The sequence below is a fragment of the Streptomyces sp. NPDC006174 genome, assembly GCF_040614075.1.
Taxonomy (GTDB): domain Bacteria; phylum Actinomycetota; class Actinomycetes; order Streptomycetales; family Streptomycetaceae; genus Streptomyces.
The window spans coordinates 255,235-276,304 of the sequence record NZ_JBEXTJ010000003.1 but is presented as its reverse complement, the minus strand read 5'-3'; the positions used below and the strand labels follow the sequence as shown (position 1 = coordinate 276,304).

Sequence of the window (21,070 nt, the reverse complement as noted above, 5' to 3'; positions counted from 1 at the left end):
ATGACCGCCCCCGGAACCGACCGCCCAGCCCGCCCGGCCGACGAAGGGGCCGACGAACGGCTCGGCGCCCTGAAAGCGGCCGTCCGGGACACGGTCACCAAGCACGCCGACGCCCTGCTCGACCTCAGCCGGCGCATCCACGCCGACCCCGAGACCGCCTTCGAGGAGCACCGCTCCGCCGCGCTCTGCGCCGAACTCCTCGCCGCCCACGGCTTCGACGTCACCGCCCCCGCCCACGGTCTGGAGACGGCCTTCCGGGCCACGATCGGCTCGGGCCCCGTCACCGTCGCCATCGCCTGCGAGTACGACGCGCTGCCGGGCCTCGGTCACGCCTGCGGCCACAACCTGATCGCCGCCGCCGGCGTCGGCGCGGCGCTCGGCCTCGCACCGTACGCGGACGAACTCGGCCTGACCGTACGGGTGATCGGCACGCCGGCCGAGGAGCGCGGGGCGGGCAAGGCGCTGCTCCTGGAGGCCGGGGCGTTCGACGGTGTGGACGCCGCGATGATGGTCCACCCCTGCCCCTTCGAGCTGGCCGACTTCCGCTCGTTCGCCCTCGGCACGCTCGACGTCACCTACACCGGCCGCACCGCCCACCCCAGCCTCAACCCGCACGAGGGCCGCAACGCCGCCGACGCGCTCACCGTCGCCCAGGTCGCCCTGGGCCTCCTGCGCCAGCAACTGCCGCCCCAGTGGCGGGTGCACGGGATCACGACGGCCGCCGGGACCTCGCCCAACGCGATACCCGACCGGGCCACCGCCACGTACGAGATCCGCGCGCTCGCCGCCGAGGACCTGCGCGAGCTGCGGCAGCGCGTCGAGGACTGCTTCCGGGCCGGAGCGCTCGCCACGGGGTGCGAAGTGGCCCTGGAACAGCCCGAACCCGACTACCTGGACTTCCGCGGTGACGCCGAGCTGCTCCGGCTCTGGACCGCCAATGCCCGGGTACTCGGCCGCGCCGAGTCCGTCGAGCGCCCGCCCTTCGCCTGTACGGACATGGGCAACGTGTCGCACGCGGTGCCGTCCATCCATCCGGTGCTGGACATCAGCGGCGGTGCCTGCGGACCGCACGAGCCGGAGTTCGCCGCCGCCGCGGTCTCGCCGAAGGCCGAACAGGCCCTGCTGGACGGCGCGGTGGGCATGGCCTGGACGGCGGCGGACTTCGCGGCGGCCCGTACGGCAGGCGCTCAAGCCACTCCGGCCGCCTGATCCGCCGCACCGCACCGCTCCGCGGCCCGGCCCGGAAACCCGGGCCGGGCCGAACGGCGCAGCGGCACGGGGCTACTTGGCGGAGAGCGCCTTGACGTAGTCCGCCATCACGACATCGGCCGCCAGCGGCCCGCCGCGTGTCGACCACACCGAGCCGTCGACCGTCACGACCTGCTTGTTCTTGACGGCGCCGAGCTCCTTGTAGGCCGGCTTGTCCTGGACGTCCTTGAGCGCCTTGGCGCCGTCCGAGGTCAGCGTCGACAGGAACAGCCAATCACCGTCGATCTCGTTGATCTTCTCCAGGCTCAGCGACGGCGTGTGCGCGTTGCCGTCCTTGTTCTGGGACTTGGGCCGCTTCAGCCCCATCTCCAGCGCGACACCGCTGGCGAACTGCTTGTTCTCCATCCAGCTCGGCCCGTCCGGGTTCCAGCGGACGATGGAGACCTCGGCGCCCTTGTTCCTGCCGAGCTTCTCACCGGCGGCCTCGGCGGCGGCCTCGTGGTCGGTGATGAACTTGTTGGCCGCGTCCAGCTTGTTGACGGCGTTGCCGACACCACGGAAGAACAGCTTCCAGTCGTCGGTCGGCGCCATCGTCACCAGCGTGGCCGGAGTGATCTCGCGGAGCTGCTTGAGTACCTGCTCGTCCTGCATGTCACCGGCCAGGATGAGGTCGGGCTTGGCGGCGACGACCTTGTCCATGACCGGCTGGAGCAGATTGCCGACGATGTCGATGCCTTCGACCTTGTCCGCCAGGTAGGCCGGCGGCTTGTCCAGACCCTGCCCGTTGGTGATGCCGACCGGCTTGATGTCCAGCGCGAGCACCGCGTCCAGGTCCTCCTGGGTGAGCGTCACGATGCGCTTGGGCTCGGCGGGTATCTCCACGGCCGTCCCCGTGGCGTCCTTGACGGTCCGCGTCTTGGCCGAGGCGGAGTCCGCCGCCGTGCTCTTGTCGCCGGACGGCTTGCTGCTGCCGGAGTCGGAGCCGCCTCCGCAGGCCGTCAGGAGGAGTACCGCGGCTCCGAGCGTGGCGACGGCCTGGGCCGCTCTTCGGGAGGCGGTGCGGACGGGACGGTGGTGCAGGGTCATCAAGGGCTCCGGGATCAACGGGACATGAAGCGAAGAGGGCCTTCCGGCAGCACGGGGGCTACCGACGACCTCTCAGCGGGCTAAGGTTAGCCTTACTTTAGTGGCATCGGGCAAGGTGATGCCCCATTTCTTCGGAAAGGCCGGTCCTCGTGGACATCCGTGTTGAACAGCTCACCGCTGGATACGCCGGTCATACCGCCGTGGACCGTGTCGACCTGACCGTCGGGTCCGGCCAGGTGGTGGCGATCGTCGGCCCGAACGGCTGCGGCAAGTCGACCCTGCTGCGCTGTGTGGCCCGCCTCCACCAGCCACGCTCGGGCAAGGTGTTCGCGGGCGGGTCCGACATCTGGGAGCTGCGCCAGCGCGACGCCGCCCACCGCATCGCGCTGCTGCCCCAGGCCCCGCAGGCCCCCGAGGCGGTGACCGTCGCCGGACTCGTGCGGTACGGACGCCATCCGCACCAGGGGCTGTTCCGCCAGTGGTCGCACGAGGACGAGGAGGCCGTGACCCGGGCCCTGGAGGCCACCGGTACGACGGGCCTCGCCGACCGCCGGCTCGACCAGCTCTCCGGCGGCCAGCGTCAGCGGTGCTGGCTCGCCATGGCCCTCGCCCAGGAGACCCCGATCGTCCTGCTCGACGAGCCGACCAGCGCGCTCGACATCGGCCACGCGGTGGAGGTCCTGGACCTGGTGCGCGAGGTCGCGGCGCAGGGCCGGACCATCGTCATGGTCGTCCACGACCTGGCCGGCGCCGCCCGGTACGCCGACACCCTGGTCGCCATGCGCGCCGGGCGGATCGTCGCCTCCGGTCCGCCGCGCGAGATCGTCGACGCCGACCTCGTACGGGAGTTGTACGGCATCGAGGCCGAGATCCTCACCGCCACCTCCGACGGCACCCCCGTCGTCGTACCGACCGTGAGCGCACCTCCGGTCGCCGTCTGACGATCGGTCAAGCGACGCCCCCTGAAACGCCGATGGGCCCCTCCGTCCAGGGGCCCATCGGTCTGTCTAGGTACGGCTCAGGCGGGCTCGTCGCCTCGGAACGCGTGCAGGATCTCCTCGGCGGCCAGCGTCGCCGTCAACGACCCTTCGCGCACCCGCTGTTCGAGCTCCGGCGTCAGCTTCCGTACGGCAGGATGGTTGCGCAGACTGTCCAGCAGCTCGTCCCGGACCATCGTCCAGGTCCAGTCCACCTGCTGGTCACGGCGCTTGGCCGCCAGCCGGCCGGTGGACTCCAGGACCGTACGGTGCTGCTCCAGGCGGTCCCAGAGCGTGTCGAGCCCGGTCGACTCGCGCGCACTGCACGTGAGCACCGGAGGCGTCCAGGCCGCGTCCACCGGGTGCATCAGCCGTAGCGCTCCCGCCAGTTCACGCGCCGCCGACCGCGCGTCGCGCTCGTGCGGGCCGTCCGCCTTGTTCACCGCGATGGCGTCCGCCAGCTCCAGGACACCCTTCTTGATGCCCTGCAACTGGTCGCCGGTCCGGGCCAGCGTCAGCAGCAGGAACGTGTCGACCATGTTGGCGACGGCAGTCTCCGACTGTCCGACCCCCACCGTCTCCACGAGCACCACGTCGTAACCGGCCGCCTCCATCACCACGATGGACTCCCGCGTCGCCTTCGCCACTCCGCCCAGCGTCCCGGCGGTGGGGGAGGGGCGCACGAAGGCGGCCGCGTCCACCGCCAGCCGCTCCATCCGGGTCTTGTCGCCCAGGATGGAGCCGCCGGTACGGCTGGAGGACGGGTCGACGGCCAGCACCGCCACCCGGTGGCCGAGCCCGGTGAGCATCGTGCCGAGCGCGTCGATGAACGTGGACTTGCCCACGCCCGGCACACCGCTGATCCCGATCCGCCGGGCTTTCCCGGCGTGTGGCAGCAGCTGGCTCAGCAACTCCTGCGCCAGCACACGGTGTTCGGCCCGGGTCGACTCGACGAGCGTGATCGCGCGGGCGATGAACGCCCGCTTGCCGTCGAGCACTCCCTGCACATACCTGTCGATGTCGATCTTGGCAGCCATCCGGTCAGCGGCTCACAGCTCGTGGCCGAGCGCGGCGCCGAGCCGCGTCACCAGATCGTGGGCCGCGTCCGGGATCACCGTCCCCGGCGGGAAGACCGAGGCCGCGCCCGCCTCGTGCAGGGCCTCGATGTCCTGCGGCGGAATCACTCCGCCCACCACGATCATGATGTCCTCCCGGCCCTCCGCCGCCAGCTCCTCGCGCAGCGCCGGCACCAGAGTGAGGTGCCCGGCCGCCAGCGAGGAGACGCCCACGATGTGCACGTCCGCCTCGACGGCCTGCCGAGCCACCTCGCCCGGCGTCTGGAACAGCGGGCCGACGTCCACGTCGAAGCCCAGGTCGGCGAAGGCCGTGGCGATCACCTTCTGGCCCCGGTCATGGCCGTCCTGGCCCATCTTGGCGACCAGGATGCGCGGACGGCGCCCCTCCGCCTCCTCGAACGCGTCGACCAGCGCGCGGGTCCGGTCCACCGACGGGGAGTCTCCTGCCTCTTTGCGGTACACACCGGAGATCGTACGGATCTGCCCGGCGTGCCGCCCGTACACCTTCTCCAACGCGTCCGAGATCTCGCCGACCGTGGCCATCGCCCGCGCCGCGTCGACCGCCAGCGCCAGCAGATTGCCTTCAAGACCCGGGCCCGGCGCACGCTCGGCGGCCGCCGTCAGCGCGCGCAGCGCCTCCTGGCACGCCACCTCGTCGCGCTCCTCGCGCAGCCGGCGCAGCTTCTCGATCTGCTGGGTGCGCACCGAGGAGTTGTCGACCTTGAGCACGTCGATCTTCTCGTCGGTCTCCACCCGGTACTTGTTCACGCCGATCACCGGCTGCCGCCCGGAGTCGATCCGCGCCTGCGTACGGGCGGCGGCCTCCTCCACCCGGAGCTTCGGGATGCCCGCGTCGATGGCCTTCGCCATCCCGCCGGCCGCCTCGACCTCCTCGATGTGCTGCCAGGCCCGGTCCGCCAGGTCGCGCGTCAGCTTCTCGACGTACGCGCTGCCGCCCCACGGGTCGATGACCCGGCAGGTACCGGACTCCTGCTGGAGCAGGAGCTGGGTGTTACGGGCGATCCGCGCCGAGAAGTCGGTGGGCAGTGCCAGCGCCTCGTCCAGCGCGTTGGTGTGCAGCGACTGGGTGTGGCCCTGCGTCGCGGCCATCGCCTCCACACACGTGCGCGTCACGTTGTTGAACACGTCCTGCGCGGTCAGCGACCAGCCGGAGGTCTGTGAATGGGTGCGCAGCGAAAGGGACTTGGGATTCTTCGGATCGAACTGCTTGACCAGGCGCGCCCAGAGCAGCCGGGCCGCCCGCAACTTGGCGATCTCCATGAAGAAGTTCATCCCGATCGCCCAGAAGAACGACAGGCGCGGTGCGAACGCGTCGACGTCCAGGCCGGCTTCCTGCCCGGCGCGCAGATACTCCACGCCGTCGGCCAGCGTGTACGCCAGCTCCAGATCGGCCGTCGCACCGGCCTCCTGGATGTGATACCCGGAGATCGAGATGGAGTTGTAGCGCGGCATCTTCTGCGAGGTGAACGCGAAGATGTCGGAGATGATCCGCATCGACGGGGTCGGCGGATAGATGTAGGTGTTGCGGACCATGAACTCCTTCAGAATGTCGTTCTGAATGGTCCCGGCCAGCATCGAAGGCGCTACGCCCTGTTCCTCGGCGGCCACGATGTACAGCGCGAGTACCGGGAGCACCGCGCCGTTCATCGTCATCGACACCGACATCCGGTCCAGCGGAATGCCGTCGAAGAGCTGGCGCATGTCGTAGATGGAGTCGATCGCCACGCCGGCCATACCGACGTCGCCGGTGACGCGCGGATGGTCACTGTCGTAACCCCGGTGGGTCGGCAGGTCGAAGGCGACCGAGAGGCCCTTCTGGCCGGCCGCGAGGTTGCGCCGGTAGAAGGCGTTGGACTCCTCGGCCGTGGAGAAGCCGGCGTACTGACGGATCGTCCAGGGCTGATTGACGTACATCGTCGGGTACGGACCGCGTAGATACGGGGCGATGCCCGGGTAGCTGTGCAGCGCGTCCAGGCCCTCCAGGTCCTCGCCGGTGTAGAGCGGCTTGACCGTGATGCCCTCGGGCGTCTCCCAGAGCGGGGCCTCGGCGCCGTCGGCCGCCTTGGCGACGGCGGCCTGCCACTCCTCGGCGGAGGCGGCCGGGGGAGCGGGGGACTCCAGCGCGACCTCGGAGAAGTCGGGAACGGTGGATTTCCCGGTGGATTTCTGTTCCGTGGGCGATGTCTGCATCACGCCACTCCCATGCGGTCGAGTACGGAGGTGAGAACGGCGACCGTGTCGCAGCCCGCGAAGACGTAGGAGTCGACACCGGCGTACTCGCCGGGACGTCCCGCGAGGAACACCTGTGCCGCGCCCGCCGACTTCAGCGCCTCGGCCACCTCGGCCGCCTGCTCGGCGTACAGCGCGTCCGACGAGCAGAGACAGGCGACGTCCGCACCGGAGGCGGTCAGCGCGTCGGCGGCCGTCGCCGCGTCCACCGACACCGGCTGGTGCACCGCCTCGATCCCGCCGGCTCCGAAGAGGTTGACGGCGAACGAGACCCGCGCGGTGTGCGCGGCGGCCGGACCCAGCGCGGCGATGAACACCTTGGGCCGCGCGCCCGTCGCCGCGAGGTGCGCGTCCGACCGGGCCCGCAGCGCCTCGAACGCCTCGTCGCGCCGCACCCGGGGCAGACCGCCCGGAGCACCGGCGTACGGATCGGGCGCCGGCTCGCGCTCCACCGGCCGCTCGGACGGCATCGGGAACTCGCTGACCCCGGTCACCGGCTCCTTGCGACGGGCCAGCTTCGCACTGCGCGCCGCCCAGGTGGCGGCCAGCCGCTCCGCGACCATTCCGGAACGCAGAGCCGTCGGCAGCCCGCCCGCCCGCTCGGTCTCCTGGAAGAACGCCCAAGCGGTTGCGGCCAGTTCGTCGGTGAGACGCTCCACGTACCAGGAGCCGCCCGCCGGGTCGATGACCCGGGCCAGATGCGACTCCGCCATCAGGATCGTGGAGGTGTTACGGGCGATGCGCCGGGCGAACGCGTCGGGCAGGCCCAGCGCGTGATCGAACGGCAGGACGGTGACGGAGTCGGCGCCGCCGACCCCCGCGCCCAGCGTGGCGAGCGTGGTGCGGAGCATGTTCACCCACGGGTCGCGGCGCGTCATCATCACCGGTGACGTCACGGCGTGCTGGCGTTGCGCTCCGGCGGCGGGTGCTCCCGACGCCTCGGCGACCCGCGACCACAGCCGGCGCGCGGCCCGCAGCTTCGCGATCGTCAGGAACTGGTCGGCCGTGGCCGCGTACCGGAACTCCAGCTGCGCGCAGGCCTCCTCGACGCCGAGCCCGGCCGCGGTCAGCGCCCGCAGATAGGCGACGCCGGTCGCCAGTGAGAGGCCCAGCTCCTCGGCGGCCGAACCGCCGGCCTCGTGGTACGGGAGCGCGTCCACGGCGATGGCCCGCAGCCCCGGGTACTCCGCACCGCAGACCTTCGCCCAGTGGACGGCGGCGGTGAAGTCCGCCGCGATGCCGGTCCGGGCCTCGTGGCCCAGCGGGTCGGCGCCCAGCGTGCCGCGCGCCTCGCCCTTGGCGACGCCCCGCTCCTCGTACAGCCGCAGCAGCTCGGTGGCGGCGGCGTCCAGATCGGCGGGAGCGTCGAGCGCGATGGGCGCCAGGTCGAGGTAGACGCCTTCCAGCGCGCGGCCGAGCGAGCCCACGGGTACACCGGCCGGGCCGCCGACGGTGAGCCAGAGCGAGGTGACCCCGTTCTCCAGGTCGCCGAGCACCGCCTCGCCCAGCCGGGCGGGGTCGCTCAGAGCGTGGCGTTGGCGCACGTCCCAGCCGCCCGCCGCGTTCCCTTCGGCCCGGCTGCCCCGGGTGAAGGGCGCGAAGCCGGGGAAACCGGTGTCCGGCGAGGTGTCGTGCGCGGTGTAGAGAGGCCGGGTGGTGAGCCCGTCCTCCACTGTGGTGGACAGCGCTTCCTCGGCGGCCGAGCCCGAGACTTCCTTGCCCGACTTGCGCAGAACGCCTTCGACGAGGCTCTGCCACTGGTCATGGGAGGGGTCGGGGAACGCGGCGGCCGGAGAGAGCCCGTCAGCAGGCTGGACCGTCATGCTCAGATGCTAGGCCAGCGCGGGGAATGAGCAGCAGGGGCACGTGCTGTGACCTTGCCCTCTCCGGTCCGCGCTTGAACGTTTACTTACCGTCGCGTTACTGGGCGCGACGTTTTCGCACACTCGGAGGCCGGGTGTTCCGGGCGCAACACGGCCATGCTCGACAACGGCGTGAATTCGACTATTGATGCATATTATGTGCGCAGTTTTTCGGTTTCTTATGCAATCCCTGGAATGCCCGTATCCACCCCGGAGCCCTCGCGGCCACCGGGATGCGGAGAGGACGCGACCGTGGCCGTCGGACCTGTGGAACACCTCGTCATCGCCTTCCCCGGCAGCGGCTTCACCGGGGCCGTCGTGCCCGTCCTCGCCGATGCCGTGGCGTCCGGTGCCGTACGCGCCGCAGACCTGGCCTTCGTCCGCCGCGTCGAAGGTGGTGCGCTGACGCCGGTGGAGCTGACGGAGCTGGACCCGGAGGGCGCGGTTCCGCCGGCTGCGGCGGAGGACGGGGCTGCCGTGGCGCTGGGTGCCGGAGAGGTCGAGGTGCTGGAGCGGAGCGTGCCGCAGGCAGATGTGGTGGTCCTGGTCGTCCGGGAGGACCTCTGGACCTCGCAGTTGGCGCGCACCTTCCGGGAGGCGGGCGGCGCGTTCGTCGCCCATGAGCGCTTCGGTGCGGCCGCGGCGGAGACGGACGAGGCCGGGGACGGCGAGGGCGAGGGCGACGACATCATCACCCGGCTGGAGCGGCTCGCCGAACTCTGGGGGCGGGACGTGCTCACGGACGCCGAGTTCGCGGAGCAGAAGGCGAATCTGCTGGCGGACTGAGTTCCGGCCGGTGGGCCGGGTGGGTCGTTGGAGCCCCAGGCGTTCTCATCAGGGAAAGAGGCAGTTCATCGTGCAGACCGCCCGGACCGTTCCGGCCGCCACCGTTGTCAATCTGCGCGACCTGGGCGGTATCGCCCTGGGCCGCGACCGCCGGGTGCGGCAAGGTGTCCTCTTCCGCTCGGGGCAGCTGAGCGACCTGCAACCGGACCGCGACCGTGCGGTGGCCGCGCTCGGCATCCGTACGGTCGTCGACCTGCGCACCGCCGACGAGCGCCAGTGGGCCCCGGACCGGCTCCCCGACCGGGCCCGGCTCTTCGTCGCCGACGTCCTCGGTGACCATCCGGGCGTGGCACCGGCCCGGCTCAAGGCGCTGCTCGCCGATCCGGACGAGGCGGAACGCACGCTGGGCGGCGGCCGGGCCGAGGAACTGTTCGCCGAGACCTACCGCAAGATGGTGCTCTCGCCCGGCGCGGCGGCCGCCTACCGCGCCTTCCTGGAGACCGCCGCCGACCCCGGCGCTCGGCCGGTGCTCTTCCACTGCACGGCGGGCAAGGACCGTACGGGGTGGGGCGCGGCGGTCCTGCTGATGATCCTGGGCGCCTCCCGCGAGACCGTGCGGCGGGACTTCCTCGCGGTGAACCCCGCCGTCCGGGCGGCCTTCGCTCCGTACGTCCAGAAGTTCCTGGACGGCGGCGGCGATCCGGCCGTCGCGGCGGCCATCGTCGAGGTGCGCCCGCGCTACCTGGAGGTGGCACTCGACGCGATGGACGAGCGGTGGGGCGGTCTCGACGGATATGTACGCAAGGGGTTCCGGATCCCTGAACCCGTGCTGGACCGGCTGCGCGAGGGGCTGGTGATCACCGGCTGAGCGCCGGTGCGGGCTCCGGCGTGACACTGATACCCCTAGGGGGTATGTTGAGCGGAGTCGGAAACCGTCGTCGTCCGCTGGGGGACTGCCATGAACACCGGACTGAGGATCGCGGCCTTCGCCGCCGCGGTCACCGCCGTCTTCGCCATCGCCTTCGGTGTCGGCCGGGTGGCGAGCCCGGACCCGGAGCCCACGCCCGGGCCCAGCACCCACCAGCCCGCCACGCATCAAGGTGAGAGCCACGGCGCGTGAGCACGCGGTGTGCACACGAGCGAGGGCCGGTCACACCTAGGTGTGACCGGCCCTCGCTCCTCACCGCTCAGAGGCGTACGAGGCGTTCCGTCAGGTCGCGGTAGTGCTGGAGAGCGATCCGCAGATCCTCCGTTCCGGCCTCCGACCGCTCGCCGTCCCGGTCCGCGCGCAGCAGGCGCGACCGGTCGGCCAGGGCCTTGGTGAGTTCGGCGACGACCTCGTCGAAGGTGGCGTCGGCCTCCTGCACCGCCTGGCGCGGGTTCTCCACGAAGCCGGCCACGGCCTGGTGGATACGGGCGTCGAACTTCTCCCTCGCCTCGGCGGCGAAGAGCGGACGGCCGTTCTCGCCGGCCGTGTCCGTCCGGCCGGAAGAGGCCGTCGTACGGCCGGTCTCCCGCGCCTTGTCCGTACGGGCCGGATCGGCATGGGTCCTGTCGGCGTGCGCCGGGTCGGCGTGTGTCTTGTCGGTGTGCGCGTGGTCGGCCGCCGAGGTGGTCGTGCCGTCCGTGCGGGTGGTCGTCGGCGGAGAGCCGGACGGCTTGGCGGCCGTCGGCGGTACGGGCGTGCCGAGCGGGTCGCCGGGAGGTGTCACCGGCGGGACGCGTTCGGCCCCGGTCGAGGGTGTGGGCCGGTTCGGAGTGGAGCCGGTGTCGCCGGTGCTGTTCGGATTCTGCGTCATGGTGTGCCGCGCCCCTTCGTGAGCTGTTGGTTGCCGTGGTCGCGAGGCGCCGGGCCGTCCGCGATGAGCGCGTCGAAGAGGCCGCGGGCCTCGACGAAGGCCTCGCGCATCTCCTCGGTGCCGGTGGAGTCGTTCCGTGCGGTGTGCACCCTGCGGTAGCCGTCGACGTGGTGGGCGTGGTGGACGGAGAGCGCTTCGGTGCGGTCCTCGAAGCTCTCGCCCGGGAAGCCCCGGTCGCGGGAGAGGTCGGCCAGCAGCGCGTCGGCCTCGTGGAGCGCCTGCTGCGGCGACTCGACGAACTGCTCCTGCGTACGGGCCCAGCGTGCGGTGTAGTCCGCGCGGGCCGCCTCCGTCAGCGGCCGCTTCTCCAGGTCTCCGTGGCGCTTCACCCGCTCACCGAGCTCGTGCTCGGCCGCCTTGGTGTCGCCACCGTGCCGTTCGACCACCCGGTCGTACTCGGGGCCGAAGCGGCCGCGCAGCCCGCGGCCACCGCCGGAGCCGCCGCGGACCAGGAAGAAGTAGACGGCGGCGGCCACGACGAGGGCCACGGCGATGATGATGATCACTGTTGTCACGGCTACCGCCCCCGCCGCTCATCGGCCGGTCCGCAGCTTCGTTGTCGCACGGTGGTCAACCCCTCTCGTCCGGCCCGGCGGAGCAACCACCGGGCGACATGCAGGGTCCGTGTACCCCCGAACAGCCGTTCATGCGCGGCAACCTCGCGGAGTGCTCTGTGTACCGTGCACATGGCGTACCACTGCTGTCGTACGTAATACTCGACGCATGAGACCAGGTGTGACGAAATCCGGCCGCGGCCCGCGCCGCCCGGACCCCTTGGTCCGCCGGGCCACCGCCCGTGACGCCCGTAGGCTGACCCGGCTGGTGCGGACGTCACGCGCCTACGAGGGCCCGTACGCCCCGATGGTCGCCGGCTACCGCGTCGGGCCGGACTACATCGAGGCGCACCGGGTCTTCGTCGCCGCCGACCCCGACGACGACCGGGTCCTCGGCTTCTACGCGCTGGTCCTCCAGCCGCCCGAGCTGGACCTGATGTTCGTCGCCGACGAGGCGCAGGGGCTCGGTATCGGGCGGTTGCTCATCGGCCACCTGCACGAGGAGGCCGCACGGGCGGGTCTGACCGGAGTCCGGATCGTGGCCCACCCGCCCGCCGAGGGCTTCTACCGGAGCGTCGGCGCCGACATCACCGGCACCGTCCGCGCCGACCCGCCCGCGGTCATGTGGGACCGCCCCGAGCTCCTGCTCCCCGTCGGACGCTGAACGCCCGCGCTCAGCCGCCGTAGGGCCGGGTGATGAGCTCCAGGAAGTGACCGCTCGGATCGGGGAAGTAGACGCCCCGGCCGCCGTCGTTGTGGTTGATCTGCGCCGGGAGCTTTTGATGCGGATCGGCGTAGTACGCGATGTCCAGCTCCTGGATCCTGGCGAACGCGGTGTCGAACTCCGCCTCCGAGATGAGGAAGGCGTAGTGCTGCGGAGTGATCGACTCCTCAGGGATCGTCGCGAAGTCCAGGATGACGCTGTTCGCGAGGACGACGGGAATGAACAAGCCCCACTCCGGTCCGATGTCCAGGCCCAGCAGATCCGCCAGGAACGCGGCGGACTCGCGGTTGTCGCGGGAATGAATGATGGTGTGGTTCAACTCGACCGACACGGTGGAATGCCTCCAACGGGCACTCACGGGCTACCTCCACGCCTCACCCGGACGGTGACCGACGCGCGATGCCGTGGCAGAGACCTTAGTGGTCCGGCGCGACCGGGTCGAGTGAGAAGCGGGCGCGTTCCCGGTGGATTGGTTCTGGGCGACCGGGGCATCTGTAGTCCCGGATCGAACGGGTGTGTTAGCGCCCGGTCATATCGAACAGAGGGGGGTCCCGTGTCGGAGGCCAACGGCAGAGGCCGCGAGGAGACCGAGGACGAGAGAGCGGACCGGCAGTGGTCCGAACTGCTCCAGGAACTGCGCGTCGCCCAGACCGGCGTACAGATCCTCTTCGGCTTTCTCCTCGCCGTGGTGTTCCAGCCGAGGTTCGGTGACCTTTCGGAAGTGGACCGCGACATCTACGTCGTCACGGTGGTGCTCGGCTCGGCGACCGTGGCCGCGCTCATCGGCCCGGTCACCTACCACCGACTGCTCACCGGCCGGCAGATGAAGCCGGAGACGGTCATCTGGGCCTCGCGTATGACCGTGCTCGGTCTCGTGCTGCTGTTCTTCACGATGTGCTCGACCCTGCTGCTGATCATGCGGGTCGCGCTCCACAACACGTTCGCTCTCTGGCTGGTCGGCGGGATAGCGCTGTGGTTCCTGGCCTGCTGGTTCATCTTCCCGGTCTGGGCCCTGGCCCGCGACCGCTCCGGACCGCGCGAGGACGAAGGGCTCGAGAAAGGCTCGTCCGCCGGCGCGAAGGACTGAGCGGCTCAGCTCTCCGGAACCACCGGACCCCGCACGGCGGTCACCGTGAACAGCGCGCCGTCGGGGTCCCGCAGGGTGGCCTCCCTGCCACCGAGGACCGACCGCTCCTCGACCAGGGAGCCGCCCTGCCGCTCGGCCGCCGCGACCGTCACGGGGACGTCCTCCACCGGGAACTGCACCTGCCAGTGCGGGCGCACCAGCGGATCGACGGCGGCCTCCACCGCACCGGAGCTGATCCGGGCCAGCGGCCGCCCGTCGCACCGCACGATGACCTCGTCACCCTCGTAGGCCACGTCGCAGCATCCGGGACGTCCGCTCGCCCAGTCGAGTACCTCGCCGTAGAAGATCGCCGCGTCGAAGGCGTTGCGGGTCCGCAGCCGCAGCCAGGCGTGCGCGTGGCCGTCAGGAGCCGGTGGTGAAGTGGCCGGCTCGGTGCGCTCCCAGAGGCCGAACGCGGCACCGTCCCGGTCGGAGGCCAGGACGCCGCGCCCCTTGCCGAGCGTCAGCGGTCCCACCGCCACCGTGCCGCTGCGCTCCCGCACCCGGGAGGCGGCCACGTCCGCGTCGGCGACCGAGAAGTACGGCGTCCAGGCCACCGCGACCTGGTAGGCGGTCGAGACGGCGAAGACGCCCGCGACCGGGATGCCGTTGCGCCGGGCCACGGAGAACTCCGCGCCGACCTGTCCCGGGCGGAACGACCAGCCCAGGACCCCGCCGTAGAACCGCTGGGCGGCCTGGAGGTCCCGGGTCATCAAGGTGACCCAGCACGGCGCGGCCGAGCCGGTCAGGGGCGCCGCCGAGGGGGCCGTACGGGGCTCGCTTCCGGTCATGGTCCACTGCCTTCTCAAGGTTGGGCGGCGCTAAGGCGGCCGCTTGCGGTCCAGCACCCACCTTCGGGCGGCCCGTGCGGCGGCGCAACGCGGGCCGCGCTCGCAGCCCGATGCGCGGCGGCGCGTTCGTGATGTCCAGGAAGACCTGGTCCGCCTGCGGCCACCGCTTCGACATCGCCTGCCGGATGCGCATCGAGACCTCCTCCACCTGCTCGCTGTCGATACCGGGCGCCAGGTCGATGCGGGCCGCCACCAGGACGGAGTGCATGCCCATGCGCATGGTGAGGAGTTCGGCCACGTTGTCGATCTCCCTCTGGCGCATGAGGAAGCCCACGAGTTCGCGTTGCAGCTCCGGGTCGGCGGACTCGCCGATCAGCTGGTCCCGGGCGTTCCGGCCGAGCCGGAAGGCGACGTAGACCAGGAGCAGCCCGATGCCCAGTGAGGCCGCCGCCTCCCAGACCACGCTTCCGGTGACCAGGTGCAGCGACATGCCGGCGACGGCCAGGCTGACGCCGAGCACCGCCGCACTGTCCTCCGCGATGACCGTCGTCGTCGCGCCGCAGCGCGTGGAGCCCCTGGTAGAACGAGAAGCAGCCGCCCATCACGAAGATGCCGACCGCCGCGAGGAGCGCCCAGAAGTAGCGTTCCTTGCCGTAGCCGAACGGGTGACGGGCGTCGGCGGGGCGGCGGCTGCGTCGGAGGGCGGCGAGCAGGAAGATCTCGTTGAGGCTGTCGGCGACCGAGTGGGCCGCCTCGGACAGCAGCGTGGGCGAGCCCGAGATGAGCCCGCCCACGGTCTTAGCTGCCTGCCGCGATCACCAGGTTGGCCGCGAGCGCGACCAGAAACGGTGAGGCGGGTCTGTCAGTCGGCGGCCGACCGGCCCATCACTACCTCCGGTGACGAGGGGGCCGGCGGATCCGCCCCCTGTGGGGGGACGGGTCAGCTGCGCGGAGGATCGGTGTCGGTACGCGGATCGTCCTGGTGGGGCGGGAGCGGCTCGTTGCCGTGGTCGTCCAGCTGGTGCGGGTTGAGAGCGCTGCCGTCCTCGGGGAAGCGGTCGCTGGCGTGCGGGTCGTGCGCGTCGATGTGTGTGCGTCCCTCCGGCTTGCGCGGCTGCTCATCGGGGCGCGGCGGCGGCAGTTCGGCGTCCTTCTTGCGCTTGCCCAGCACGAAACCGCCGATCAGCAGCGCGACCACGGCGAGCGCGGCGATGGGGAAGAGGACGGCCGCCAGCGCGCCTGTCCCGTCGGCGAGTGGGGCGGCCAGTGACTGCGTGGCTCCGTTCGATACGTCCATGGTTGCCGCATACCCCGGGGGAAGGCTGTCAGTCGGCCAGTCACATCAATTCATGTTTTATGACTACGTCACGGGAAAAGCGTTTCGCATGGTGCGAATCGGCTACACGATGATGACCGAACAGACCGGACCGCGACAGCTCGTACGGGATGTGGTGGCCGCGGAGCAGGCGGGCTTCGACTTCTCCGTCACCTCCGACCACTACTTCCCCTGGCTCCAGGAACAGGGCCACGCGCCGTACGCCTGGGCCGTCCTCGGTGCGGCGGCGCAGGCGACCGAACGCATCGGCCTGATGACGTACGTGACCTGTCCGACCACCCGCTACCACCCGGCCGTCGTCGCCCAGAAGGCCGCGACGCTGCAGATCCTCGCAGAGGGCCGGTTCCGGCTGGGCCTCGGCTCCGGCGAGAACCTCAACGAACACGTCGTCGGCGGCGGCTGGCCCGCCGCCCACGTCCGGCTGGAGATGCTCGAAGAGGCCGTGGAGATCATCGGAGACCTCTTCGACGGCGGGAACGTCAACCACCACGGCACCCACTTCGACGTCGAGAACGCCCGGCTGTGGGACCTGCCCGAGACCCGGGTGCCGATCGGCGTCGCGGTCTCCGGACCGGCCTCCTGCGCGCTGGCCGGACGCGAAGCCGACCTGGTGATCGCGACCGAGGCCAAGAGCGACCTGCTGGACGACTTCGACCGGCACGGAGGCGCCGGGAAGCCCCGGGTGGGCCAGCTGCCCGTCTGCTACGACCCCGACCGCGACGCCGCCGTCGCCCGCGCCCACGAACAGTTCCGCTGGTCGGTCGGCGGCTGGAAGGTCAACTCCGAACTTCCCGGACCGGCCAGCTTCGCCCAGGCCACCGATCTCGTCCGCGAGGAGGACATCGCGTCGGCCATCCCGTGCGGACAGGACGTCGACACCTTCGTCGACGCGGTGCGCGCCTACAGCGACGCGGGATTCACCGAGATCGCACTGGTCCAGGTCGGCGGTGAGCACCAGCAGTCCTTCATCTCGTGGGCGGAGAAGTCACTCCTGCCCGCTCTGCGCGAGCTGTAGCCCTCTTCGGCCCTCCCGTGTCGCCGTCGGCCCGGCGCGGGGTGAGCCTGGAGTGGACCCGAAGGCCGGCACCCGATGGAAGGAACCTCGTGAACAGCACCCCCGAACGAAGCGGCGACGACTCCTCGGCCGGCCAGGAGGTGCTGGTGTCGTTGAGCCGGTGCGACCTCGCGGACGCGCGGAGCGTGTTCGGCGTGCTCGGCAGCGCCTTCGACTCCGACCGGGACACGGGCGACGAACCCGAGGCCACGAGCGGTCCCCGCCCGACCGTCTGGGTCACCACGGTCGACGTCTCCGAGCCGAAGGCCGCCGCCGAACCCGTCACGCTCTCCGCCCCGGTCACGGTGGACGCCCAGGGCGGCTACTGGGCCGTCGACCGGCTCCGTACGCACCTCACGGGCGCGTTCGCCGTACGCGTCGTCGGTACGGCGGCCGGGGACCAGGAGCAGGAGGTACGGCTGCGCCTGGAGAACCGCTGACGCGTACGGCGCCCCCGACGGGCGCCACGTACGCCGGAAAGCCTGTGAACCGGGTCGACAGCGGCCCGTAGCGAAAGGTGCTCGCGCATGGATTCCCTCGCCCTGGAGACGGTCACCGCACCGGAACCGGTCACCGTCGAACGGTCCACCGTGACCCTCCACATCAACGGGGAGGAGACCGAGGTGACGCTCGACCACCGCACCACGGTCCTGGACCTGTTGCGCGAACAGCTCGGCCTCACCGGTGCCAAGAAGGGCTGCGACCACGGCCAGTGCGGGGCCTGCACGGTCCTCGTGGACGGCCGCCGCGCCAACAGCTGCCTGCTGCTCGCCGTCGCCCAGGACGGCTCGGAGATCACCACGGTGGAGGGTCTCGCCGACGGCGACACCCTCCACCCTCTGCAACAGGCCTTCGTGGAACGCGACGCCCTCCAGTGCGGCTACTGCACGCCCGGACAGATCTGTTCGGCCGTCGGGATGCTCAAGGAGGCCGCCGACGGCCATCCGTCCCACGCCACCCCGCCGCACGCCCTGACCGAGAACCCCGCTCCTCTGGACGCGGACGAGATCCGCGAGCGGATGAGCGGCAACCTGTGCCGGTGCGGGGCCTACCCCCGGATCGTCGAAGCCATCGAGGACGTGACGCCGTGAAACCGTTCGGCTATCAGCGACCCACCACCACCGCCGAGGCCGTACGGCTCTGCGCGGAAGGGACCGGAGCACGCTTCCTGGGCGGCGGCACCAACCTCGTCGACCTCATGAAACTCGGCGTCGAGGAACCCGGCCTCCTCGTCGACGTCACCAGGCTGCCGCTGGACCGGGTGGCCCCGACGCCGGACGGCGGTCTGCGCATCGGCGCCACCGTCCGCAACAGCGACCTCGCCGCGCATCCCGACGTACGCCGTACCTATCCCGCGCTCTCGCAGGCGCTGCTCGCCGGAGCCTCCGGGCAGCTCCGCAACACCGCCACCACCGGCGGCAACCTCCTCCAGCGCACCCGCTGCACCTACTTCCAGGACGTCTCCAAGCCCTGCAACAAACGGCTCCCCGGCTCCGGCTGCCCCGCTCGCGAAGGCCACCACCGCGACCTCGCGATCCTCGGGCACTCGCAGGAGTGCGTGGCCACCAACCCCTCCGACATGGCCGTGGCCCTCGCCGCGCTCGACGCGACGGTCCTGCTGCTCGGACCCGAGGGCGAACGCGCCCTCCCGGTCACCGAGTTCCACCGGCTGCCCGGCGAGAACCCCGACCAGGACACCGTGATCAGGCCCGGCGAGCTGATCACCGACGTGGTGCTCCCGCCGCCGGCCCCCGGTACGGTCTCCCGCTACCGCAAGGCCCGCGACCGCGCGTCGTACGCCTTCGCCCTGGTCTCCGTCGCCGCCACCCTCCAGGTGGACGACGGCCGCGTCGAACGCGCCACGCTCGCGTTCGGCGGCGTCGCCCACCGGCCTTGGCGCGCCCGCCGCGCCGAGGCCGAACTGCTCGGCGCACCCGCCACACCTGCCGCCTTCCAGCACGCCCTGATCGCCGAACTGGCCGAGGCCCGGCCTCTGCGCGACAACGCCTTCAAGGTGGACCTCGTCTGCCGCGTGGCCCTCGACGTCCTCGCCGAACTCAGCGAGCCGCACGCCGCCGAGGCCGACCCGACCACCTGACACCCCACCGACCGGAGGCCCCGCCGCCATGTCCCACGCCCCGCAGCTCACCGGTGCGCCCGTCGTCCGCAGGGAGGCCCGGGACAAGGTCACCGGCGCCGCCCGGTACGCGGCCGAGCACACCCCGCCCGGATGCCTGTACGCCTGGCCGGTCCCGGCCACCATCGCCGCCGGCCGGGTCACCGCCGTACGCGCCGTCGACGCGCTCGCCGTCCCCGGCGTGCACACCGTCCTCACCCACGACAACGCGCCCCGGCTCGCCGAACCCGACGACCCGATCCTCGCCGTCCTCCAGAGCGACCGGGTCCCGCACCACGGCTGGCCGATCGCTCTCGTCGTCGCCGACTCCTTGGAGGCGGCCCGGACCGGCGCCGGGCGGCTGCTCGTCGAGTACGAATCCACCGAGCACGACGTGACCCTCACCGAGGACCACCCGGGCCTCTACACACCGGAGGAGGCCAACGGCGGCTTCCCGGCCGTCCGCAGGCGCGGCGACTTCGAACGGTCCTTCGCCGCCGCTCCCGTCCAGGTGGACGCCACGTACCACCTGACCTCGCTCCACAACCACCCGATGGAGCCGCACGCCGCCACCGCGTGGTGGACGGACGGACACCTCACCGTCCACGACTCCAGCCAGGGCTCGAACGCCGTACGCAAGAGCCTCGCGCAGGCCTTCGACCTCGGCTCCGAGCACATCACCGTCGTCTCCGAGCACGTCGGCGGCGGCTTCGGCTCCAAGGGCACGACCCGGCCGCAGCCGGTCCTGGCCGCCATGGCAGCCCGCCACACCGGCCACCCGGTGAAGATGGTCTTCCCGCGCGCCCAGCTCGCGGAGGTCGTCGGCCACCGCGCGCCGACGATCCAGCGGGTGCGCCTCGGCGCCGACCTCGACGGCGCGCTCCAGGCGCTCTCGCAGGAGGTCGTCACCCAGACCTCCACCATCAAGGAGTTCGTCGAGCAGGCCGCCGTACCCGCCCGCACGATGTACGGATCGCCGGACAGCACGACCACCCACCAGGTGACCGCCCTCGACGTCCCCAGCCCCTCCTGGATGCGCGCACCCGGCGAGGCGTCCGGGATGTACGCGCTGGAGTCCGCCATGGACGAACTCGCCTCCGCGCTCGGCATGGACCCGATCGAACTGCGGCTGCGCAACGACCCGGCCACCGAACCGGACAGCGACCGCCCCTTCAGCAGCCGGGGCCTGGCCACCTGCCTGCGCGAGGGCGCGGCACGCTTCGGCTGGCAGGGCCGCGACCCGCGTCCCGCCGCCCGCCAGGAAGGCCGCTGGCTCCTCGGTACGGGCGTGGCCTCCGCGACGTACCCCGTCCTCGTCTCCCGGTCCTCCGCGCGCGCCCACGCGGCGGCCGACTCCACCTTCCGGATCGAGGTCAACGCCACCGACATCGGCACCGGCGCCCGGACCGTCCTGGCCCAGATCGCCGCCTCGGCGCTCGGCGTGGACGTGGAGGCCGTCGACGTGGCCATCGGCTCCACCGACCTGCCGACCGCACCGCTGGCCGGCGGCTCCTCCGGCACCGCCTCCTGGGGCTGGGCCGTGCACAAGGCGGCCACCGCGCTCGCCGCCCGCCTCGCCGAGCACCGCGGCCCACTGCCGGCCGAGGGGTTCACCGCCACCGGCGACACCGAGGAGGAGACCGCCGCCGAATCCCCGTACGCACGGCACGCCTTCGGCGCCCACTTCGCCGAGACGGCCGTCGACTCCGTCACCGGCGAGGTCCGGGTGCGCCGGCTCCTCGGCGTCTACGCCGCCGGGAAGATCCTCAACGCCCGCACCGCCCGCTCCCAGTTCATCGGCGGCATGGTCATGGGGATCGGCATGGCGCTCACCGAGGGCTCCGCCATCGACCCGGTCTTCGGCGACTTCACGGCCAAGGACCTCGCCGCCTACCACGTGCCCGTCAACGCCGACGCGCTCGACATCCAGGCGCACTGGATCGACGAGGACGACCGCCACCTCAACCCCATGGGCTCCAAGGGCATCGGCGAGATCGGCATCGTCGGCACCGCGGCCGCCATCGGCAACGCGGTCCGCCACGCCACCGGCGCCCGGATCCGCCAACTGCCGCTCACGCCGGACCGACTGCTGCCGTACCTCGTCTGACGACCGGCCGGACGGCGCTCACCAGCGCGAACAGCTCATCTGTTGCGCGGACGGCCCACCCGAGTCACCCTGTTGAGTGACCCAGAAGTGATTGGTGCTCACGCTTCGTGTTCGGGGGGCGTTGGTACGACGGGGTGAAGCATGTGGGCCTCGTGGT

21 protein-coding genes and 1 pseudogene are annotated in these 21,070 nt (G+C 71.7%); 12 read left to right on the top strand and 10 right to left on the bottom strand.

Annotated features, from left to right (window positions below; genetic code table 11):
- The gene (locus tag ABZ267_RS08890; protein ID WP_356756833.1) at window positions 1–1,209 is read left to right on the top strand and encodes a M20 family metallopeptidase; all 1,209 of its coding nucleotides are present in this window, start codon (window positions 1–3) and stop codon (window positions 1,207–1,209) included.
- 72 nt (window positions 1,210–1,281) lie between these two features.
- Here the strand turns inward: ABZ267_RS08890 and ABZ267_RS08885 are convergent, their stop codons facing one another.
- Window positions 1,282–2,295 carry an ABC transporter substrate-binding protein gene (locus ABZ267_RS08885; RefSeq protein WP_356756835.1) on the bottom strand — a complete coding sequence of 338 codons (1,014 nt, stop codon included), beginning with the start codon at window positions 2,293–2,295 and terminating at the stop codon, window positions 1,282–1,284.
- 149 nt (window positions 2,296–2,444) lie between these two features.
- Here ABZ267_RS08885 and ABZ267_RS08880 point away from each other — a divergent pair, with 149 nt between their 5' ends.
- Complete coding sequence (locus tag ABZ267_RS08880) at window positions 2,445–3,236, top strand: ABC transporter ATP-binding protein (protein WP_356756837.1); 792 nt, start codon at window positions 2,445–2,447, stop codon at window positions 3,234–3,236.
- 77 nt (window positions 3,237–3,313) lie between these two features.
- On the opposite strand, the gene meaB is transcribed toward ABZ267_RS08880, so the two are convergent.
- Genes meaB through ABZ267_RS08865 form a run of 3 tightly spaced genes read right to left on the bottom strand, consistent with a single transcriptional unit; the run spans window position 3,314 to window position 8,421 of the window.
- Window positions 3,314–4,309: a methylmalonyl Co-A mutase-associated GTPase MeaB gene (meaB, locus tag ABZ267_RS08875; RefSeq protein ID WP_356756839.1), complete on the bottom strand. Its 996-nt coding sequence runs from the start codon at window positions 4,307–4,309 to the stop codon at window positions 3,314–3,316.
- Between the two features lie 12 nt (window positions 4,310–4,321).
- On the bottom strand, window positions 4,322–6,559 hold the full coding sequence (gene scpA, locus ABZ267_RS08870) for a methylmalonyl-CoA mutase (protein ID WP_356756841.1): 2,238 nt from the start codon (window positions 6,557–6,559) through the stop codon (window positions 4,322–4,324).
- Window positions 6,559–8,421 (bottom strand): methylmalonyl-CoA mutase family protein, encoded by a 1,863-nt coding sequence (locus tag ABZ267_RS08865; RefSeq protein ID WP_356756843.1) that lies wholly within the window; start codon window positions 8,419–8,421, stop codon window positions 6,559–6,561. The genes scpA and ABZ267_RS08865 overlap by 1 nt, the downstream gene beginning before the upstream one ends.
- A gap of 291 nt (window positions 8,422–8,712) precedes the next feature.
- On the opposite strand from ABZ267_RS08865, the gene ABZ267_RS08860 reads away from it, so the two are divergent.
- The 3 genes from ABZ267_RS08860 to ABZ267_RS08850 all read left to right on the top strand — a co-directional run bounded on the left by ABZ267_RS08860 (window position 8,713) and on the right by ABZ267_RS08850 (window position 10,366).
- Window positions 8,713–9,246: a DUF6325 family protein gene (locus ABZ267_RS08860; RefSeq protein ID WP_356756845.1), complete on the top strand. Its 534-nt coding sequence runs from the start codon at window positions 8,713–8,715 to the stop codon at window positions 9,244–9,246.
- A gap of 70 nt (window positions 9,247–9,316) precedes the next feature.
- Entirely contained in the window at window positions 9,317–10,114 is a 798-nt protein-coding gene (locus tag ABZ267_RS08855; protein WP_356756846.1) for a tyrosine-protein phosphatase, read from the top strand.
- 90 nt (window positions 10,115–10,204) lie between these two features.
- Window positions 10,205–10,366 carry a hypothetical protein gene (locus tag ABZ267_RS08850; protein ID WP_356756848.1) on the top strand — a complete coding sequence of 54 codons (162 nt, stop codon included), beginning with the start codon at window positions 10,205–10,207 and terminating at the stop codon, window positions 10,364–10,366.
- A gap of 67 nt (window positions 10,367–10,433) precedes the next feature.
- On the opposite strand, the gene ABZ267_RS08845 is transcribed toward ABZ267_RS08850, so the two are convergent.
- Window positions 10,434–11,045 carry a hypothetical protein gene (locus tag ABZ267_RS08845; protein ID WP_356750807.1) on the bottom strand — a complete coding sequence of 204 codons (612 nt, stop codon included), beginning with the start codon at window positions 11,043–11,045 and terminating at the stop codon, window positions 10,434–10,436.
- Complete coding sequence (locus ABZ267_RS08840; RefSeq protein ID WP_356750805.1) at window positions 11,042–11,620, bottom strand: hypothetical protein; 579 nt, start codon at window positions 11,618–11,620, stop codon at window positions 11,042–11,044. The genes ABZ267_RS08845 and ABZ267_RS08840 overlap by 4 nt, the downstream gene beginning before the upstream one ends.
- Before the next feature lie 208 nt (window positions 11,621–11,828).
- Between ABZ267_RS08840 and ABZ267_RS08835 the strand changes: the two genes are divergently transcribed.
- Window positions 11,829–12,323 carry a GNAT family N-acetyltransferase gene (locus ABZ267_RS08835; protein WP_356750803.1) on the top strand — a complete coding sequence of 165 codons (495 nt, stop codon included), beginning with the start codon at window positions 11,829–11,831 and terminating at the stop codon, window positions 12,321–12,323.
- Between the two features lie 10 nt (window positions 12,324–12,333).
- Here the strand turns inward: ABZ267_RS08835 and ABZ267_RS08830 are convergent, their stop codons facing one another.
- Window positions 12,334–12,714, bottom strand: a complete 381-nt coding sequence (locus ABZ267_RS08830; protein WP_356750801.1) for a VOC family protein — start codon at window positions 12,712–12,714, stop codon at window positions 12,334–12,336.
- 222 nt (window positions 12,715–12,936) lie between these two features.
- Here ABZ267_RS08830 and ABZ267_RS08825 point away from each other — a divergent pair, with 222 nt between their 5' ends.
- Entirely contained in the window at window positions 12,937–13,470 is a 534-nt protein-coding gene (locus ABZ267_RS08825; RefSeq protein ID WP_356750799.1) for a DUF6328 family protein, read from the top strand.
- 5 nt (window positions 13,471–13,475) lie between these two features.
- Here the strand turns inward: ABZ267_RS08825 and ABZ267_RS08820 are convergent, their stop codons facing one another.
- The 3 genes and pseudogenes from ABZ267_RS08820 to ABZ267_RS08810 form a co-directional block, all read right to left on the bottom strand.
- Window positions 13,476–14,300 (bottom strand): VOC family protein, encoded by an 825-nt coding sequence (locus tag ABZ267_RS08820; RefSeq protein WP_356750797.1) that lies wholly within the window; start codon window positions 14,298–14,300, stop codon window positions 13,476–13,478.
- A gap of 112 nt (window positions 14,301–14,412) precedes the next feature.
- Window positions 14,413–15,186: pseudogene (locus ABZ267_RS08815) on the bottom strand (cation diffusion facilitator family transporter); the annotation flags it as partial.
- A gap of 54 nt (window positions 15,187–15,240) precedes the next feature.
- Complete coding sequence (locus tag ABZ267_RS08810) at window positions 15,241–15,597, bottom strand: DUF6479 family protein (RefSeq protein ID WP_356750795.1); 357 nt, start codon at window positions 15,595–15,597, stop codon at window positions 15,241–15,243.
- Between the two features lie 88 nt (window positions 15,598–15,685).
- Here ABZ267_RS08810 and ABZ267_RS08805 point away from each other — a divergent pair, with 88 nt between their 5' ends.
- The 5 genes from ABZ267_RS08805 to ABZ267_RS08785 all read left to right on the top strand — a co-directional run bounded on the left by ABZ267_RS08805 (window position 15,686) and on the right by ABZ267_RS08785 (window position 20,913).
- A complete protein-coding gene (locus ABZ267_RS08805; protein ID WP_356750793.1) occupies window positions 15,686–16,651 on the top strand; it encodes an LLM class F420-dependent oxidoreductase in 966 nt (321 codons plus the stop codon).
- A gap of 89 nt (window positions 16,652–16,740) precedes the next feature.
- A complete protein-coding gene (locus ABZ267_RS08800; protein ID WP_356750791.1) occupies window positions 16,741–17,130 on the top strand; it encodes a hypothetical protein in 390 nt (129 codons plus the stop codon).
- Between the two features lie 87 nt (window positions 17,131–17,217).
- Window positions 17,218–17,781, top strand: a complete 564-nt coding sequence (locus tag ABZ267_RS08795; RefSeq protein WP_356750789.1) for a 2Fe-2S iron-sulfur cluster-binding protein — start codon at window positions 17,218–17,220, stop codon at window positions 17,779–17,781.
- Window positions 17,778–18,788, top strand: coding sequence for a xanthine dehydrogenase family protein subunit M (locus ABZ267_RS08790; RefSeq protein WP_356750787.1), 1,011 nt, complete (start codon window positions 17,778–17,780; stop codon window positions 18,786–18,788). Before ABZ267_RS08795 ends, ABZ267_RS08790 begins: the two co-directional genes overlap by 4 nt.
- A gap of 28 nt (window positions 18,789–18,816) precedes the next feature.
- Window positions 18,817–20,913, top strand: a complete 2,097-nt coding sequence (locus ABZ267_RS08785) for a xanthine dehydrogenase family protein molybdopterin-binding subunit (protein WP_356750785.1) — start codon at window positions 18,817–18,819, stop codon at window positions 20,911–20,913.
- Window positions 20,914–21,070 lie beyond the last annotated feature (157 nt).